We start from the raw sequence: 16,110 nt of genomic DNA, 5'->3' as shown, positions 1-16,110 counted from the left end.
CTCGGTGAGGACACGGGCTGTGATCCGGGATGTGAAGGCTATGCCGGGACAGGAACTTCGCAGTCGGGCGTCGAAGCGGGTCAGGCCACGCCGCACCCGTCTACGGGTGCGGCGTCGTGCCCATCGGGAGATCGCCACCGTCAGGACCTCGCGGATGTGGGCTCGTCGGGAAGGGCCGCGGAGAGTGACGGCGGCAGCCTGAGGTCCTTTCGCAGTTCGATGACGGCCGAGTCATTGGCCACGCCGGGTTCGCCGAAGATCAGGGCCGAGATGGGCGTGGAGTACAGGTGCTGCACCACGACTTCGTTCAGGATTTCGGTGATGGTGTCTTCCGGCACCTGCTCCGATTCCCGTGCTCGGGCCCAGGCGACGAGGAGGCCCCGGCATTCGACGTCGACCCGGGAGTCGGCCAGGGCCACGTTCCAGCCCTCCACCAGGGCTTCCTTGATGTCGGCATCCTGTTGGGCGGCGGCGAGCATGACCTGTAGGACGTACGGGTCGACGCTCGGGTCCAGGAGTGAGAGGAACGCCCGGTGGCCCGCCAAATGCTTCTTCTCGGTGGCCCACTTGATGACGGTGCTCCACACGCGTGGCAACTGACCTTCACGGGCGGCGATGTCCCGCAGCGCGTCCTGCGCCGTCAGCACGGCCTCGTCAGTACCGGGCCGGTCGAGGATGTGCCGCAGTCGCACAAGTGACTGGCGTGGGTAGTGTTCGGCGAACTCACCCTGGCAGACCAATGCGACGACCGTGGCCACGGCCTGGGATGCGTCATGCGCCGAGTCCAGCAGCAGGGCGCGGACCTCTGCCCCCAACGTGTCGGATTCGGCTGCGACGGTGAGGACGCGGGCGATCAGCTCGCGATGTTCGGTGCTGTTGTCGCCCTTGTCGATCCAGGCGTGGATCTGGTCGATCACGCGGATGTCGTTCTCGGCGATGGCCAGTTCGACCAGGAGGTCGCCGATGTCGGCCAGCCGGTCGGCAGCGAGTCCCTTCGGGGCGGTGACGGTGTCGAGCCACTTCAGCAGGGGCGGGTGGATGTCGGCGCGCTGTTGCCACAGGTGCAGCAGAACAGCTCGGGCGTAACCGGGCTTGTGTTCGAGGGTGACAGTGCGACCGGTGACCTTGGCTCCCATCTTCTTCAAGCGGGTGGTCAGGTCGGGTCCGGTCAGAATCGCGCGGACATCCGTCTTGTCGGGCTCTCTGAGCAGGAGTCGGGCACCGCTCTGGATGGTCAGCGCATCCTTACCGTCGAGGAAGAGGGCAGAGACGAGCAGGGCTCGGTCTTCCGGGGCCTCGTCCGTTGCCTTGAAAACTCCTTGGACATCTTTGTGCCACTGCTGGAACGTGCCCAGGGCCGTCTTGAGGCTCTCGGGGGTTCCGTCGCCGTCGGCGAGCGCGGCGGCGAGGCGTACACCGTCTGCCGGGCGGCTGCTGTCGTTAAGTAGATGTGCGGCTGAACTGGCCTGCTCGACATTCCCGGTGGTCGTGCTCAGCAATCGGACCCGGTCCGGTTTGCGGTGCACCGACTCCAAGTGCGCCTTGGCCACGCGGAGTGCGGAAGGCCGTGTCGTCGTGCGGACGACTACGCGGGCGAGTGCTCCCGAGTCGTCCGGCCACCCGTGGTCGTCAGCGATCACAACCAGGTACGAACCCAGGTAGACGAGCTTTTCCGCGTAGCTGATCAGCTGTTCGGCCACGTTGCCGGGGTTGTGCCACGAGCCGATCTCGGCCGCGACGTCCAGCAAGTAGCCCCTACCTGGTTCGTCGGGCAACACGGAGATGTCGGGCGAGCCCGGTCGTTCCCAGTCGGGGCGGATCTCCTGCAGGGTCAGAGGCTTGCCCCGCGTCTCCTTCTCTCTTCGGGAGACCTCCGCCAGGGCCTTGAGCCCGGCGGTGCGCTTGCCGTAGCCGAAGGGGCCGGCTACGACGGCCAAGCGTGACGCTTCGCGAGTGAGGCGTTCGATGGCCTCGTCCGCCGTCCGGACCTTCTCGTCCCGGGCGCTCAAGTCCACCCAGGCCAGCTCCACGACATCAAGTTCGGCTTGGGGGATGTCCGCCACGGGCAGCTGAGGTTTGCTGGTCATGGTGACGGACCCAGCCGCCACGATGATCTTCGAGTTCTGGTTGTTGCCCACGTCCACACGGAATCCGGGAGCAGGTGGAGCGGCGGGTGGAGCAGGCGGACCGGGCGGAGGCGGTACGGGGCCGAAGGTGGAGTCGTCGCTCACTGGCCTGCCTCCGGCGTGCGGTAGTGGAACCCGCCCGAGGCATTGATCGCGCCAGCGGAGATGACGACCTGGCTGTTGGTGTTGTGGTGCACGCTCGTGCGGGCCCCGGGCGCCTCGTCCGGCCCCTGGACCTGGTCCGCGAACTCCTGCAGCTCCGCTGTTGCGTCCGGATGCCGCTGCAGGAAGGCTGCCAACTGAATCATCAGCTCACCGCGCAGCCGTTCCTCCACCGAGGCGCGCTCGTTCTCGGGACTGTCGACGAGTTGCTGCCGGGCCGTGTCAACGAGCCGCAGCACTTGGTCCGCGCCCTGTTCACCGTCCCGGTGCAGCAGTCGCGCCACGACTCCCCGTACGGAATCCCAGGTGCTCTTGACCATCTCGGTGACCAAAGCGGCAGCTCCGACACCCGCGACCTGCATGATGTCCGACGTGTCCCCCATGAAGTTGCGCCCGCACAGCTGAGCAGCAGGCGCCGGCGGCATATTCGACACATCAGGGTGGGCGCGGGCATGAGACCTCGCAATCGAAAGTATTTGCTACATATCGGAATCCGAAATTCCTACCCAGCTGGAACAGGCCATCGCGCAGGAAGACCTCTCGCCTCACACGGACGGGACCGACGGAACGTGCAGCACAGGATGCCGCCGCAAACCGAGACACGGCGCAACTTAGCCAGAGCACGCCCTTGGCAGTTTGTCTGAAAGCGGACAGAGCAAGGAATCTTTGCGCATAGGAGTGGGCATACAGGGGCTCCACCACGCGCATGATGCTGAGGTGCCTCATGGGATGCTTATGACACTTGCGACGGCCACATGTCCGCGAGTCTGGGCGCTAGCCGGCGCTGGAGCTCTCCAGGGCAACGGCTTCGCCCGCGGACACATTCAGTCCGGTCTGCTGGTCGCAACACCGTGTCACCGTCGCACGCGGGGCATCCCCAGGCCGATCCAGGAGATGATCTCCCGCTGGATCTCATTGTTCCCGCCGCCGAAGGTGAAGATGACGGCGGAGCGGTAACCGCGCTCCAGTTCCCCATGGAGCACCGCGCCCGCCGAGCCCTCCTTCAGCGGCCCGGCCGCGCCGACCACCTCCAGCAGCCAGGCGTAGGCGTCGCGGCGCGCCTCGGAGCCGTACACCTTGACGGCGGAGGCGTCCTGCGGGGTGAGGGCGGCGCGCTGGAGCGCGTCGACCATTCGCCAGTTCAGCAGCTTCAGGGCGTCCAGCCTGGTGTGGGTGCGGGCCAGCCGGGTGCGGACCCAGCCCAGGTCGATGACGCGCCGGCCGTCGGCGAGCTTGGTGTCCATGGCCCAGCGCTGGACGTCGTGCAGCGCGCGGATGGCCATCGTGCCGTGCGCGGCGAGGGTGACGCGCTCGTGGTTGAGCTGGTTGGTGATGATGCGCCAGCCCTCGTTCTCCGCGCCGACCCGGCGGCTCACGGGGACGCGGACGTCCTCGTAGTAGCTCGCGGTGGTGTCGTGGCCGGCGAGGGTGTTGATGAGGGTGCAGGAGTAGCCGGGGTCACTGGTGGGGACGAGGAGCATGCTGATGCCCTTGTGGGGCGGCGCTTCGGGGTCGGTGCGGACGGCCAGCCACACCCAGTCGGCGGTGTCCCCGTTCGTGGTCCAGATCTTCTGCCCGTTGACGACGTAGGAGTCCCCGTCCCGCACCGCGCGGGTCTTCAGGGCCGCCAGGTCGGTGCCCGCGTCGGGTTCGCTGTACCCGATCGCGAAGTCGATCTCGCCGGAGAGGATCCTCGGCAGGAAGTACGCCTTCTGCTCGTCGGTGCCGTACTTCATGATCGTCGGGCCGACGGTGTTCAGCGCCATCAGGGGCAGCGGCACGCCCGCCTGGGCCGCCTCGTCGAAGAAGACGAACTGCTCCATCGGCGTGAGGCCGCGGCCTCCGTACTCCTTCGGCCAGCCGACGCCGAGCCAGCCCTCGGCGCCCAGGCGGCGGACCGTCTCGCGGTAGAAGCGTTTCCGTTCGGCGGGCGCCGCGTACCGCGCGTACGCGTTGTCCGGCACCAGTTGGGCGAAGTAGGTCCGCAGTTCGGCGCGCAGCCGCTGCTGTTCGGGCGTGTATTCGAGGTGCACGGCCCCTCCTGTCCCGGTCTGACGGCCCGTCCCTGCCGTGGACTGACGGCCCGTGGGGTCGCCCGCACGGTAGAACGTGTTCCAGTAATACGGAAGGGGCGGACGCGCCCCACTTCCGCGCGCAGCCCGCCGGGTGATCTGAGAAGGTCGAGCCATGCTGCGTACCGTCCGGGCGGTCGCCGGCCACTGGACCGCCGCCCTCCCCGTACTCGCCGTCGTCCTGCTCGCGCTCGCCTGGGGCCGTTCGCTGCCCGGTCCGGTCGTGGCCCTCGTGGCGTGCTTCCTGGCCGGCGCGGTGCTCGCGGCGGTGCACCACGCCGAGGTGGTGGCCCACCGGGTGGGCGAGCCGTTCGGGTCGCTCGTGCTCGCCGTCGCGGTGACCATCATCGAGGTCGCGCTCATCCTCACCCTGATGACCGACGGCGGGGACAAGTCCGCCTCGCTCGCCCGCGACACCGTCTTCGCCGCCGTGATGATCACCTGCAACGGCATCGTCGGACTCTGCCTGCTGGTGGGCGCCCTGCGGCGGCGGGTCGCGGTGTTCAACCCGGAGGGCACGGGCGCGGCGTTCGGGACCGTGGCCACGCTGGCCGGGCTCAGCCTCGTCCTGCCGACGTTCACCACGAGCAAACCGGGCCCGGAGTTCGCACCGGCACAGCTGATCTTCGCCGCGCTCGCGGCCGTGGTGCTCTACGGGCTCTTCGTCACCACCCAGACCGTGCGGCACCGGGACTACTTCCTCCCGGTGACCGCGTCCGGCACGGTGATCGACGAGGACGACCACGCCGATCCGCCCACCCGGCGCACCGCCCTGACCAGCCTGGGCCTGCTGGCCCTCGCGCTGGTCGGCGTGGTCGGGCTGGCCAAGGCGGTGTCCCCGACGATCGAGGCCGGGGTGGCCTCGGCGGGGCTGCCGTCCTCGGTGGTCGGCGTGGTGATCGCGCTGCTGGTACTCCTGCCGGAGACCATCGCGGCGGTACGGGCCGCCACCCGCGACCGCGTGCAGACCAGTCTGAACCTCGGGCTCGGCTCGGCCATGGCGAGCATCGGCCTGACCATTCCCGCGGTCGCCGCGGCGTCCATCTGGCTGAAGGGCCCGCTCGTCCTCGGACTCGGCGCGACACACATGGTGCTGCTCGCCCTCACCGTGGTCGTCGGCACCCTGACGGTCATCCCGGGGCGCGCCACGCCCCTCCAGGGCGGCGTCCACCTGGCCCTGCTGGCGGCATATCTGGTGCTGGCGGTCAGCCCCTAGCGACTGCCTTACGGAGCGGGCGGCTCGTCCTTCAGGTCCGCGCGGTCCTGCGTACGGCTCTGGATACGGCTTTGCGCGGGGTCGCCCTCCGTGCGCGTCCGGCCGGAGTGGCGCCGCAGGTGGAAATGGGGGCCGTGCGGCATGTGCGGCGTGTGCTCATGGCGCTCGGGGCTGGACTGCGGCGCGGTCTCCGCCTGGAGGGCCCGCTCGGCCAGCCCGACCGGCACCGCGTGCACCCGCCGGCTCTCGCAGTGCGGGCAGACCGGCGAGGTCAGCGGGGAACGCACCCTGCGCCCTTCGATGCGGTACTCCTGGGAGCGCTCGCCCGCGAGGTCGGTGACGATCACGATGTCGTAGGTCTGCTTCCAGGCGTGTCCGCATCCGGTGCAGCTGAATGCGTACGTCTGCCGCAGGTCACCCGGTTCGGCCATGGCTCGCTCCCTTGTGGCCGGCGCGCCGCGCCCGGCGCCGCCGCTCCCAGGCAGCCATCATCACGCGCCCGGAGGCGTCCCGCAACGCTCGCGGCCTCCCGCGGGGCCCCCGTCCGCACGGTCACGGTGCTGCCCGAGCCGAGCGTGTATGTGGCGCACGTAGGTGGCGGGCTCCATGGGGGCCACCCCGCCGCTGCCGCCGGGCCCCGCGGCCAGTACCTTCTCCTCGACCGAGGGAGACGAGGACACACGATGCGTTATGCGGACGGCCCGGCGGCCGAGTGCGAGATACGGATCGCGGCGGCCGCGCCGCGGGTCTGGGAGCTGGTCAGCGACATCGGCCTGCCCGCCCGGCTGAGCCCCGAACTGCACCGCGTGGAATGGCTCGACGGCGCCACCGCGCCCGCGCCCGGCGCACGCTTCACGGGACACAACCGCCACCCGAAGATCGGCGAGTGGCAGACCGTCTCGCAGATCGTGGCGGTCGCCGCCGAGCGCGAGTTCGGCTGGGCCGTCCTGGACGCCGGCGGCCGGTTCGGCGCGCCGGTGGCGGACCCCGCGCAAGCGATGGCGACCTGGCGTTTCGAGCTGGAGACGGCCTCCGACCACGTCCTGCTGCGGCACTCCGTACGCGTCGGCCCCGGCGCCTCCGGGCTCAGCGTCATCATCGCCCGCCTGCCCGACCGGGAGGAGCAGCTGATCGAGGCCCGGCTCGCCGAGCTGCGCGCGGGCATGGAGGCGACCCTGACCGGCATCAAGGCGCTCGCGGAGGGCTGAGAGCCCGCGCCCAAGCCCCTCGGAGGGCTGATGAGCCTGCGCCCAAGCCCCTGACGCGACCCCCTGCGTACGGCGCGTTTGGCTCGGTTTGTACGGATTCCTGTCCGGGTACTCGACGACCGCGATCCGGACAGGAACGCCGACAGGAACGCGGGCAGGAACCGGGCAGGACCGGGGCCGGGATATCGACCGGGAGGCCGCACATGCGGGACAGAGAGCCGCAGGACCAGACGCCCACGCCCTCGCAGGCGGAAGGCGAGCGCCAGGGGCCGGAGAAGACGCGGGGGCAGCGGAGCGGCGCCGAGCGCGGCCGGGACCGCGACGTGCCCCGTACGACGCCCTCGCAGGCGGAGGGCGAGGACGAGGACCGGGACACGGAACGGCGCCGGGACCGCTGACGCGGCACGGCGGGCCACGGACGATGACGTACCGAGGACGTAGCGAGGACGACGTACCCAGGACGATGACGTACCGGCGGCCTACCGCAGCCCCGACACCTTGAAGACCAGGCGCGCCGTCTCGCTGTCGACGTGCCGCGCCAGCTGCCGCATGGCCACCGTGCCGCACAGCAGCAGCCCGCGCTCGGCCGACGTCCGGGCGCCCGCCGCGACGAACCGCCAGAGCGCGGGATCGCCGGTGAGCACGGCCGGGTCGATCTCGACCCGGCCGCCGCGCATGTCGCGCAGCACCAGCCGCTGCGCGACGCCGTCCAGCCGGCGCACCGACACCAGCAGGTCGGTCCTGACCCGCCGCTCCCCCAGCAGCCCGTGCACGGCCAGCCAGCCGGGCCCCGCGCTGACGCGGGGCGGCAGCAGCACGGCGAACAGCAGCGCCGCGAGCCCGGCCCACAGCACGGCACGCGGCGGGGTGAGCCGCCCCGTACCGCCGTCGAGCAGCAGCAGGAGCCCCAGCAGCGTGGCGGCGCACAGGCAGGCGTCCCGTAACCCGGCGGCCCACCGGCAGTCGTGGGCCACGGCGTCCGGCGGCTGCGGACATTCGTGGATGCGGTCCATGTCCATGGTGCCGACGCTAGAGAGCCGGCCGGCGAATGCCTCTCGCTTTGACGCCGTACTGATGCGCTGCTGATGCGGTACAGGCCGAGCGTTGACGGTCCGCTGACGGTGCGTCACTGTATGGCGCCGCCGCCCCACCGGGCCCCGGAAGCGGAGGCAACCCGCCGGCAGGACTCGCGATGCGTCAGCATCCCGTCAGGAGCGGCCCCTCCCCCGTCAGCGTCGCGTCATGGACCGCCGGTCCGCCCGTTTCCCCGGGCATAGCGTCGGCGATGGCCCCGGCACGCCCTCACCGTGCCGGGGCCATCGCCTTCAAGCCCGCGCCTCAAGGGGAGAACACCATGGCGGACACCGCGCTCACCGACGACCCGGAGCCCCTCGAACCCGTCCCGGACGGACCGCTGTACGTACCGGTCCGGCCGGGACCCATGGGGTACACGGCCCGCCTGTGCCGTACGCCCCTCGGCGGCCGTACCGCCGTCGGCTTCACCACCGAGCGCGGGCTGGTCTCGGCGCTCGGTCCCGGCCAGCCGTGGATCCGGCTGGCCGAACCGGCGCTGCGCGCCCTCACCGCGCCGCTGGGCATCACCCGCGTCACCGTCGACCCCCGCTTCACGGCCCCGAACCCCCGCACCGCCGACGGACCCCGCGCCGCCGCCGGGCCCCGTTCCACCGCTCCGGCCCGCGCCACCGATCCGGCCCGCACCACCACTCCGGCTCGTTCCGCCGCTCCGGCCCGCGCCACCGCGCCCGCCGGCCCGTTCCTCGTCCGGGGACGCGCCTCATGACCACCGTCGACCTGCCACCCACCTCGGCTGCGCCGGCCGGCCCGTACGAGCTGTCCGTCTGGCCCACCACCACCGTGCCGCTGCCCTCGGGCGACCTGGCGGTGGGCGGGGTGCCGCTCGCAGCGGCCGCCGAACGCTTCGGCACGCCCCTCTACCTGCTCGACGAGCACGACGTACGGGCCCGCTGCCGTACGTATGCGCAGGCGTTCCCGGACGCCGACATCCTGTACGCGGCCAAGGCGTTCCTGTGCCGGGCCATGGCGCGCTGGGTGGCCGAGGAAGGACTCGGCCTGGACGTCTGCTCGGCGGGCGAGCTGGAACTCGCGGTGGCCGCCGGCGTCCCGCCCGAGCGCATCGTGCTGCACGGCAACGCCAAGAGCCCGCACGACCTAGAGGCCGCGCTGCGCCTCGGTGTGGGCCGCATCGTCATCGACAGCCCCTCGGAAATCGCCCGGCTGGCGGCCGCCGCCGGTGGCGGCCGGGACCGCCTCAAAGTCATGATCCGAGTGGTGCCCGGCATCGCCGCCGGGGCGCACGAGAAGATCCGTACCGGTACCGAGGGGCAGAAGTTCGGCCTGTCGGTCGCGGACGGCAGCGCGCAGCACGCCGTCGCCCGGGTGCTGGCCCAGCCGTCTCTCGAACTGGCCGGTCTGCACTGCCACTTGGGATCACAGATCACCAGCGCCAAGCCCTATCTCGCGGCGGTGCGCCGGATGGTGGGGCTGATGGCCCGCATCCGCGACACCCACGGCATGGTGCCGCGCGAGCTGGACCTCGGTGGCGGGCACGGCATCGCCTACCGGCCGGGCGAGCCCGCGCTGGACGTCCCCGCGCTCGCCGGAAAGGTACGCAACGAGCTGATCGAGAGCTGCGCGGCGGCCGGGCTCACCGTGCCCCGGCTCGTCATCGAACCGGGCCGGGCCGTCGCGGGCCCCGCGGGCGTCGCGCTGTACCGGGTGCTCGCGGTCAAGCGCACCGAAGCGCGCACCTTCGTCGCCGTGGACGGCGGGATGAGCGACAACCCGCGGCCCGCGCTCTACGGGGTGCGCTACGCGCCGCGCCTGGTGGGCCGGCACTCCCCCGCCGAGCCCGCCCCGGTGACCGTGGTCGGCCGGCACTGCGAGGCGGGCGATGTGCTCGCCGCCGGGGTCCCGCTGCCCGGCGACATCCGGCCCGGCGACCTGCTCGCCGTACCGGCTGCGGGCGCCTATCACCTGTCCATGGCCTCCGCGTACAACCTCGTCGGCCGTCCGCCGGTGGTCGCCGTGGCAGGCGGCGAGGCCCGGCTGCTGGTACGCCGCGAAACCCTGGCCGACCTCAGCAGGCGCGACGTCGGCCGATAGCCCCGCCACCCTCCGCACCGGTTTTCCGCGGCTCGGAGCGGGGCGCGTATGGGTTGCGTCAAGGGCGGGCCGCCGCTCGTAAGGGAGCCGTCAACGGGCACGGGGATGGCTCAAAACGGCGCTTTGCTCTCACCATCCGTTCATTTCCCGACCTACCTCAATCAGGAGCTCTCCATGGCCGACGTGGCCTTCGTCGTCACCACGCTCGCGGTCTTCGCGCTGGTGGCCCTCGTCGCCAAGGGGGTCGCAAAGCTGTGACCACCGAAAACATCGTCGGCCTCGTCGTGGCCGTCGCCCTGCTGGGCTATCTCGTCCTCGCCCTCATCGATCCCGAGAGGTTCTGAGCACAGACATGAGCCCCGTACTTGCCGGCGTGCTCCAACTGCTGGTACTCATAGCCGCGCTGGCGCTCGCGTACCGCCCGCTCGGTGACTACATGGCCCGGGTCTACTCCTCCCCGCGCCACCTGCGGGTGGAGAAGTGGATCTACCAGGGCATCGGCGCCCGCCCGGACACGGAGATGCGCTGGCCCGCGTACCTGCGCGGCGTGCTGGCCTTCTCCGCGGCCGGCGTCCTCTTCCTCTACCTGCTGCAGCGGCTCCAGGGCTCCCTGCCCGGCTCGCTCGGCTTCGCCTCGATCGACCCGGACCAGGCGTTCAACACCGCCGCCTCCTTCGTCTCCAACACCAACTGGCAGTCGTACGCGGGCGAACAGGCCATGGGCCACGTCGTGCAGACCGGCGGCCTGGCGGTGCAGAACTTCGTCTCGGCGGCGGTCGGCATGGCCGTCGCCGTGGCCCTCGTACGCGGCTTCGCCCGGTCCCGCACCGGCGAACTGGGCAACTTCTGGGCCGACCTGGTGCGCGGCACCGTCCGCATCCTGCTGCCGATCTCGGTGCTCGGCGCGCTCGTCCTGGTCGCCTGCGGCGCGATCCAGAACTTCGCCGGCATTCACGAGGTCGGCCAGTTCCTGGGCGGCCACCAGCAGTGGCAGGGCGGCGCCTACGCCTCCCAGGAGGTCATCAAGGAGCTGGGCACCAACGGCGGCGGCCTCGCCAACGCCAACAGCGCCCACCCCTTCGAGAACCCCGACGGCTTCACCAACCTCTTCGAGATCTTCCTGATCCTGCTCATCCCCTTCGCCCTGACCCGCACCTTCGGCCGCATGGTCGGCTCCCTCAAGCAGGGCTACGCGCTGCTGGCGACCATGGGCGTCATCTGGCTGGGCTTCGTGGCGCTGATGATGTGGACGGAGTTCCACCACGGCGGCCCGGCGCTCCAGGCCGCGGGCGGCGCGATGGAGGGCAAGGAGACCCGGTTCGGCATCGGCGGCTCCGCCCTCTTCGCGGTCTCCACCACGCTGACCTCGACCGGTGCCGTGGACGCCTTCCACTCCTCGCTGACCGGCTTCGGCGGCGGCATCACGATGCTGGGCATGCAGCTGGGCGAGATCGCGCCCGGCGGCGTGGGCTCCGGCCTGTACGGGATGCTGATCATGGCGATCATCGCGGTGTTCCTCGCCGGGCTGATGGTCGGCCGCACGCCGGAGTACCTGGGCAAGAAGATCGGCACCCGTCAGATCAAGCTGGCCGCCTGCTACATCCTCATCACCCCGGCGCTGGTGCTGTGCTTCACCGCCGCCGCGATGGCCCTGCCCACCCCGCCCCACTCCATGACCAACACCGGCGCGCACGGCTTCTCGGAGATCCTGTACGCCTACACCTCCGGCGCCAACAACAACGGTTCGGCCTTCGCCGGGCTCAACGCCGACACCCAGTGGTTCAACACCACCATCGGCCTGGCGATGCTCCTCGGCCGCTTCCTGCCGATGGTCTTCGTCCTCGCACTGGCCGGCTCGCTCGCCGAACAGACACCGACACCGGCCACCGCGGGCACCCTCCGCACGGAGAAACCCCTCTTCACCGGCCTGCTGACCGGCTCGATCCTGATCATCACCGGCCTGACCTACTTCCCCGCCCTCGCGCTGGGCCCCCTCGCCGAAGGACTGGCGTCTTGACTTCTCTTCCTCGCGAACGAGGAGATTCTCACAGCTCGCGCCGTGAGGGTTTCTGCTTCATCGCCGACTGCCCGCCCGGAGTTTTCCGTTGAGGTCTTACATCAGCTCCACAGACTGTCACCGCCAGCCCGGCGGCCAGAAGGTTCCTCGCCGCGTTCACGTCCCGGTCATGGGCCGTGCCACAGTCAGTACACGTCCAGGCGCGGACGTTCAGCGGCATCTTTTCTGCCAAGGCGCCGCAGGCGGAGCACAGCTTGGTGGAGGGGAACCAGCGGTCCACCACCACGAGGTTCCGCCCGTGCCAGGCGCACTTGTACTCCAGCATCGTCCGCAGCTCTCGCCATGCGGCATCGCTGATGGCGCGGGCGAGGCCGCGGTTCTTGACCATGTTGCGCACGGTCAGGTCCTCGATCACGAGCGTTTGGTTTTCACGCAGGAGACGAGTGGTGAGCTTGTGCAGACCGTCTCGGCGACGGTCGGTGATGCGGGCGTGGATCTTGGCGACCTTCCGCCGGGCCTTGGCCCGATTCGCCCCGTCACCCCTGGCCTTGCGGGACATCTCTCGCTGGGCACGGGCGAGCCGGGCTCGGTCTCGACGCTCATTCCTCGGATTGGTGATCTTCTCCCCGGTGGAGAGCGTCACCAGGTGATCCAGACCCGCGTCAATGCCGACCGCTGCCTCGACGGTGGGGAGCTGCGCGACGGTGGGATCTTCGCACAGCAAGGACACGAACCAGCGCCCCGCCGCATCCTGGGACACCGTCACCGTCGAGGGCTTCGCGTCATCCGGCAACGGCCTGGACCACACGATGTCCAGCGGCTCGGCCATCTTCGCCAAGGTCAGATTGCCGTTACGGAAGCGAAAGGCGCTGGTGGTGTACTCGGCGGACTTCCGGGACTTCTTCCGGCTCTTGAAGCGCGGGTATTGGGCCTGCTTGCCGAAGAAGTTCGTGAAGGCGGTCTGCAAGTGCCGCAGGGCCTGCTGGAGCGGGACGGAGGAGACATCATTGAGGTAGGCGAGTTCTTCGGTCTTCTTCCACGCGGTCAGCATCGCCGAGGTGGCGTTGTAGCTGACCCGCTCCTGACGTGCCCACGCCTCAGTACGGGCGGCGAGCGCCATGTTGTAGACCTTCCGCACGCACCCGAACGTGCGCGACAGCTCCATTGCCTGCGCATCCGTCGGATAGAAGCGGCACTTGAACGACCGCTTCACGTGAGTCGCCACAGCCCGCACGCTAACACGTCAACCACCGTCTTTTTGCGGGGGTTTGGGGACGAACGACGAGCCACCCTGATGGGTGGAGTAGCTATGGAGAAATCGGAATGACCACCGACACGACGAAACAGACGGAACACGACCACTCGATGCGCACCGTCACGCCCACCCCGGCGCCGCACCTGGACCCGCCGCCGACCGGGCATGAGGGCCAACGGCGCGTCGGTTCGGGGATGTTCGCGCCCGGGCAGTTGGTGAAGTCGTTGCCGGACGCGGTGCGCAAGCTCGATCCGCGCGTCATGGTGAAGTCGCCCGTGATGTTCGTGGTCCTGGTCGGCTCGGTGCTGACCACGGTGTTCTCCTTCACGGACCCCGGTGACTGGTTCGGCTGGACGATCAGTGGCTGGCTCTGGCTGACGGTCCTCTTCGCGAATCTGGCGGAGGCCGTGGCCGAGGGGCGCGGCAAGGCGCAGGCGGACACGCTGCGCAAGGCCAAGACCGACACCGTGGCCCGGCGCCTCACCGAGGACGCCGAAGAGCGCGTCCCCGGTACCGAACTGCGCGTCGGTGACCGGGTGGTGTGCGAGGCGGGCGACATCATCCCCGGTGACGGTGACGTCGTCGAGGGAGTGGCGTCGGTCGACGAGTCCGCGATCACGGGCGAATCGGCGCCGGTCATCCGGGAGTCCGGCGGCGACCGGTCCGCGGTCACCGGCGGTACGAAGGTGCTGTCCGACCGCATCGTCATCAGGATCACGGCGAAGCCCGGCGAGACGTTCATCGACCGCATGATCAACCTGGTCGAGGGCGCGGCCCGGCAGAAGACGCCCAACGAGATCGCGCTGAACATCCTGCTCGCGTCGCTCACGATCGTCTTCCTGCTCGCCGTGACCACCCTGCCGTCGTTCGCTTCGTACGCGGGCAAGCACCTGACCATGGTGGTGCTGGTGGCCCTGCTGGTCTGCCTCATCCCGACCACGATCGGCGCGCTGCTCTCCGCGATCGGCATCGCCGGCATGGACCGCCTCGTCCAGCGCAACGTCCTGGCGATGTCCGGGCGGGCCGTCGAGGCCGCGGGCGACGTCTCCACCCTGCTGCTGGACAAGACCGGCACGATCACCCTCGGCAACCGGCAGGCCGCCGAGTTCGTACCGGTCAAGGGCACCACCGCCGCCGAGGTCGCGAACGCCGCGCAGCTCTCCTCGCTGGCCGACGAGACGCCCGAAGGCCGCTCCGTCGTCGTGCTGGCCAAGGAGAAGTACGGCTTGCGCGAGCGTACTCAGGGGGAGCTGGCGCACGCGGAGTGGATCGCGTTCACCGCGCAGACCCGGATGTCGGGCGTCGATGTCGACGGGCGCCGCATCCGTAAGGGCGCGGCCGGTTCGGTCCTCACCTGGGTCGGGGAGCAGGGCGGCACGGTCGCCGAGGACGCCGACGAGATCGCGAACGCCATCTCGGAGGCGGGTGGCACGCCGCTGCTGGTCGCTGTCGAGGACGCCGACGGCGCGCGGGTCCTGGGCGTCATCCACCTCAAGGACGTGGTGAAGGAGGGGATGCGGGAGCGGTTCACCGAGCTGCGCCGGATGGGCATCAAGACCGTCATGATCACCGGCGACAATCCGCTGACCGCGAAGGCCATCGCGGACGAGGCGGGCGTGGACGACTTCCTCGCCGAGGCCACGCCCGAGGACAAGATGGCGCTGATCAAGCGGGAGCAGGCGGGCGGCAAGCTGGTCGCGATGACCGGCGACGGTACGAACGACGCTCCGGCGCTGGCCCAGGCGGACGTGGGGGTGGCCATGAACACCGGCACCTCCGCCGCCAAGGAGGCCGGCAACATGGTCGACCTCGATTCCAACCCCACCAAGCTCATCGAGATTGTGGAGATCGGTAAGCAACTCCTCATCACACGAGGGGCGTTGACAACCTTCTCGATCGCCAACGATGTCGCCAAGTACTTCGCGATCATTCCGGCGCTGTTCGCCGCGGTCTACCCCGGCCTGGACAAGCTCAACATCATGCGGCTGTCCTCCCCCGACTCCGCGATCCTCTCCGCGGTCGTCTTCAACGCGCTGATCATCATCGCGCTGGTGCCGCTGGCCCTGAAGGGCGTGCGGTACCGGCCGACCAGCGCGGACAGGATGCTCCGCCGCAACCTGGGGCTCTACGGCCTCGGCGGGCTGGTCGCCCCCTTCCTCGGCATCAAGATCATTGACCTGCTTCTCTCCCTCGTCCCCGGGCTGCGTTGAATCAGAAAGCGTGCTGATCACTGTCATGAACAACTCGGTCACCAACACCGCCCGGCTCGTCGGCGCGGGGCTGCGCGCCCTCCTGCTGCTGACCGTCGTGTGCGGCGTGCTCTACCCGCTCGCGGTCACCGGCGTCGCCCAGGGCCTCTTCCCCCATCAGGCCAACGGCTCGGAGATCAAGGCCGCCGGGAAGGTGGTCGGCTCCGAACTCATCGGGCAGCGCTACGACTTGCCGCTGAAGAAGGGGCAGCAGGCTCCCGCGCCGGACCTGAAGTGGTTCCAGCCCCGCCCCTCCAACGGCCTAGGCACCAACAGCGTCAACACCCAGTACAGGCTGCTGGTCTCCGGCGCGACCAACCGTTCCGCCGACAACCCGGAGCTGCTCACCTGGGTGAAGGACGCCAAGGCCGCCGTCATCAAGGACAACAGCGTGCCCGGCTACCGCGTACGCCCCTCCCAGGTCCCCGCCGACGCGGTCACCTCCTCCGGCTCCGGTCTGGACCCGGACATCTCCCCGCGGTACGCCCGGCTCCAGGTCCACCGCGTCGCGGAGCGCAACCACCTCCCCGTCGCCCGGGTGGCCAAGCTGGTAGAGGACCGCACCGAGGGCCGCGTCGCCGGCTTCATGGGCGAACCTCGGGTCAATGTCCTCCAACTCAACGTCGCTCTGAGGGACTTGACGCGGCGTTGAGAGACCCGG

Annotated in this window: 16 protein-coding genes; 10 read left to right on the top strand and 6 right to left on the bottom strand. The window is 70.1% G+C overall.

Annotated features, from left to right (window positions below; all coding sequences use genetic code 11):
- Positions 1-140: 140 nt before the first annotated feature.
- From ABT381_RS10475 to ABT381_RS10465, 3 genes are all read right to left on the bottom strand, one after another.
- Positions 141-2,138: a hypothetical protein gene (locus tag ABT381_RS10475; RefSeq protein ID WP_351590756.1), complete on the bottom strand. Its 1,998-nt coding sequence runs from the start codon at positions 2,136-2,138 to the stop codon at positions 141-143.
- An 89-nt stretch (positions 2,139-2,227) separates the two neighbouring features.
- Positions 2,228-2,671, bottom strand: coding sequence for a hypothetical protein (locus ABT381_RS10470; protein WP_351590753.1), 444 nt, complete (start codon positions 2,669-2,671; stop codon positions 2,228-2,230).
- Between the two features lie 471 nt (positions 2,672-3,142).
- Positions 3,143-4,321 (bottom strand): acyl-CoA dehydrogenase family protein, encoded by a 1,179-nt coding sequence (locus tag ABT381_RS10465; RefSeq protein ID WP_351590750.1) that lies wholly within the window; start codon positions 4,319-4,321, stop codon positions 3,143-3,145.
- Between the two features lie 154 nt (positions 4,322-4,475).
- Between ABT381_RS10465 and ABT381_RS10460 the strand changes: the two genes are divergently transcribed.
- On the top strand, positions 4,476-5,576 hold the full coding sequence (locus ABT381_RS10460; RefSeq protein WP_351590747.1) for a calcium:cation antiporter: 1,101 nt from the start codon (positions 4,476-4,478) through the stop codon (positions 5,574-5,576).
- An 8-nt stretch (positions 5,577-5,584) separates the two neighbouring features.
- Here ABT381_RS10460 and ABT381_RS10455 read toward each other — a convergent pair whose 3' ends face one another.
- Complete coding sequence (locus ABT381_RS10455; protein ID WP_351590745.1) at positions 5,585-6,007, bottom strand: hypothetical protein; 423 nt, start codon at positions 6,005-6,007, stop codon at positions 5,585-5,587.
- A gap of 252 nt (positions 6,008-6,259) precedes the next feature.
- Between ABT381_RS10455 and ABT381_RS10450 the strand changes: the two genes are divergently transcribed.
- Together ABT381_RS10450 and ABT381_RS10445 are read left to right on the top strand one after the other, a co-directional pair.
- The gene (locus ABT381_RS10450) at positions 6,260-6,784 is read left to right on the top strand and encodes an SRPBCC family protein (RefSeq protein WP_351590742.1); all 525 of its coding nucleotides are present in this window, start codon (positions 6,260-6,262) and stop codon (positions 6,782-6,784) included.
- 203 nt (positions 6,785-6,987) lie between these two features.
- Entirely contained in the window at positions 6,988-7,182 is a 195-nt protein-coding gene (locus ABT381_RS10445) for a hypothetical protein (RefSeq protein WP_351590739.1), read from the top strand.
- An 81-nt stretch (positions 7,183-7,263) separates the two neighbouring features.
- Here the strand turns inward: ABT381_RS10445 and ABT381_RS10440 are convergent, their stop codons facing one another.
- Positions 7,264-7,803 (bottom strand): hypothetical protein, encoded by a 540-nt coding sequence (locus tag ABT381_RS10440; RefSeq protein ID WP_351590736.1) that lies wholly within the window; start codon positions 7,801-7,803, stop codon positions 7,264-7,266.
- Between the two features lie 335 nt (positions 7,804-8,138).
- On the opposite strand from ABT381_RS10440, the gene ABT381_RS10435 reads away from it, so the two are divergent.
- The 5 genes from ABT381_RS10435 to kdpA all read left to right on the top strand — a co-directional run bounded on the left by ABT381_RS10435 (position 8,139) and on the right by kdpA (position 11,945).
- Complete coding sequence (locus ABT381_RS10435; protein ID WP_351590733.1) at positions 8,139-8,585, top strand: SAV_915 family protein; 447 nt, start codon at positions 8,139-8,141, stop codon at positions 8,583-8,585.
- On the top strand, positions 8,582-9,928 hold the full coding sequence (gene lysA, locus ABT381_RS10430; protein ID WP_351590730.1) for a diaminopimelate decarboxylase: 1,347 nt from the start codon (positions 8,582-8,584) through the stop codon (positions 9,926-9,928). The genes ABT381_RS10435 and lysA overlap by 4 nt, the downstream gene beginning before the upstream one ends.
- A gap of 123 nt (positions 9,929-10,051) precedes the next feature.
- Complete coding sequence (locus ABT381_RS10425; protein ID WP_351590728.1) at positions 10,052-10,186, top strand: hypothetical protein; 135 nt, start codon at positions 10,052-10,054, stop codon at positions 10,184-10,186.
- On the top strand, positions 10,183-10,272 hold the full coding sequence (gene kdpF, locus ABT381_RS10420) for a K(+)-transporting ATPase subunit F (RefSeq protein ID WP_351590726.1): 90 nt from the start codon (positions 10,183-10,185) through the stop codon (positions 10,270-10,272). The genes ABT381_RS10425 and kdpF overlap by 4 nt, the downstream gene beginning before the upstream one ends.
- Positions 10,273-10,280: 8 nt before the next feature.
- Positions 10,281-11,945, top strand: a complete 1,665-nt coding sequence (kdpA, locus tag ABT381_RS10415; RefSeq protein WP_351590723.1) for a potassium-transporting ATPase subunit KdpA — start codon at positions 10,281-10,283, stop codon at positions 11,943-11,945.
- A 28-nt stretch (positions 11,946-11,973) separates the two neighbouring features.
- Here kdpA and ABT381_RS10410 read toward each other — a convergent pair whose 3' ends face one another.
- Positions 11,974-13,170 (bottom strand): RNA-guided endonuclease InsQ/TnpB family protein, encoded by a 1,197-nt coding sequence (locus tag ABT381_RS10410; RefSeq protein WP_351590720.1) that lies wholly within the window; start codon positions 13,168-13,170, stop codon positions 11,974-11,976.
- Between the two features lie 98 nt (positions 13,171-13,268).
- Between ABT381_RS10410 and kdpB the strand changes: the two genes are divergently transcribed.
- The gene (gene kdpB, locus ABT381_RS10405; RefSeq protein ID WP_351590717.1) at positions 13,269-15,410 is read left to right on the top strand and encodes a potassium-transporting ATPase subunit KdpB; all 2,142 of its coding nucleotides are present in this window, start codon (positions 13,269-13,271) and stop codon (positions 15,408-15,410) included.
- 25 nt (positions 15,411-15,435) lie between these two features.
- Complete coding sequence (locus ABT381_RS10400; protein WP_351590799.1) at positions 15,436-16,101, top strand: potassium-transporting ATPase subunit C; 666 nt, start codon at positions 15,436-15,438, stop codon at positions 16,099-16,101.
- The last annotated feature ends 9 nt before the right edge of the window (positions 16,102-16,110 follow it).

The sequence above is a fragment of the Streptomyces sp. NPDC000151 genome (assembly GCF_040301705.1).
Taxonomy (GTDB): Bacteria; Actinomycetota; Actinomycetes; order Streptomycetales; family Streptomycetaceae; genus Streptomyces.
The sequence above is the reverse complement of the archived record's forward strand: the minus strand, read 5'-3'. Positions and strand labels throughout refer to the sequence as shown.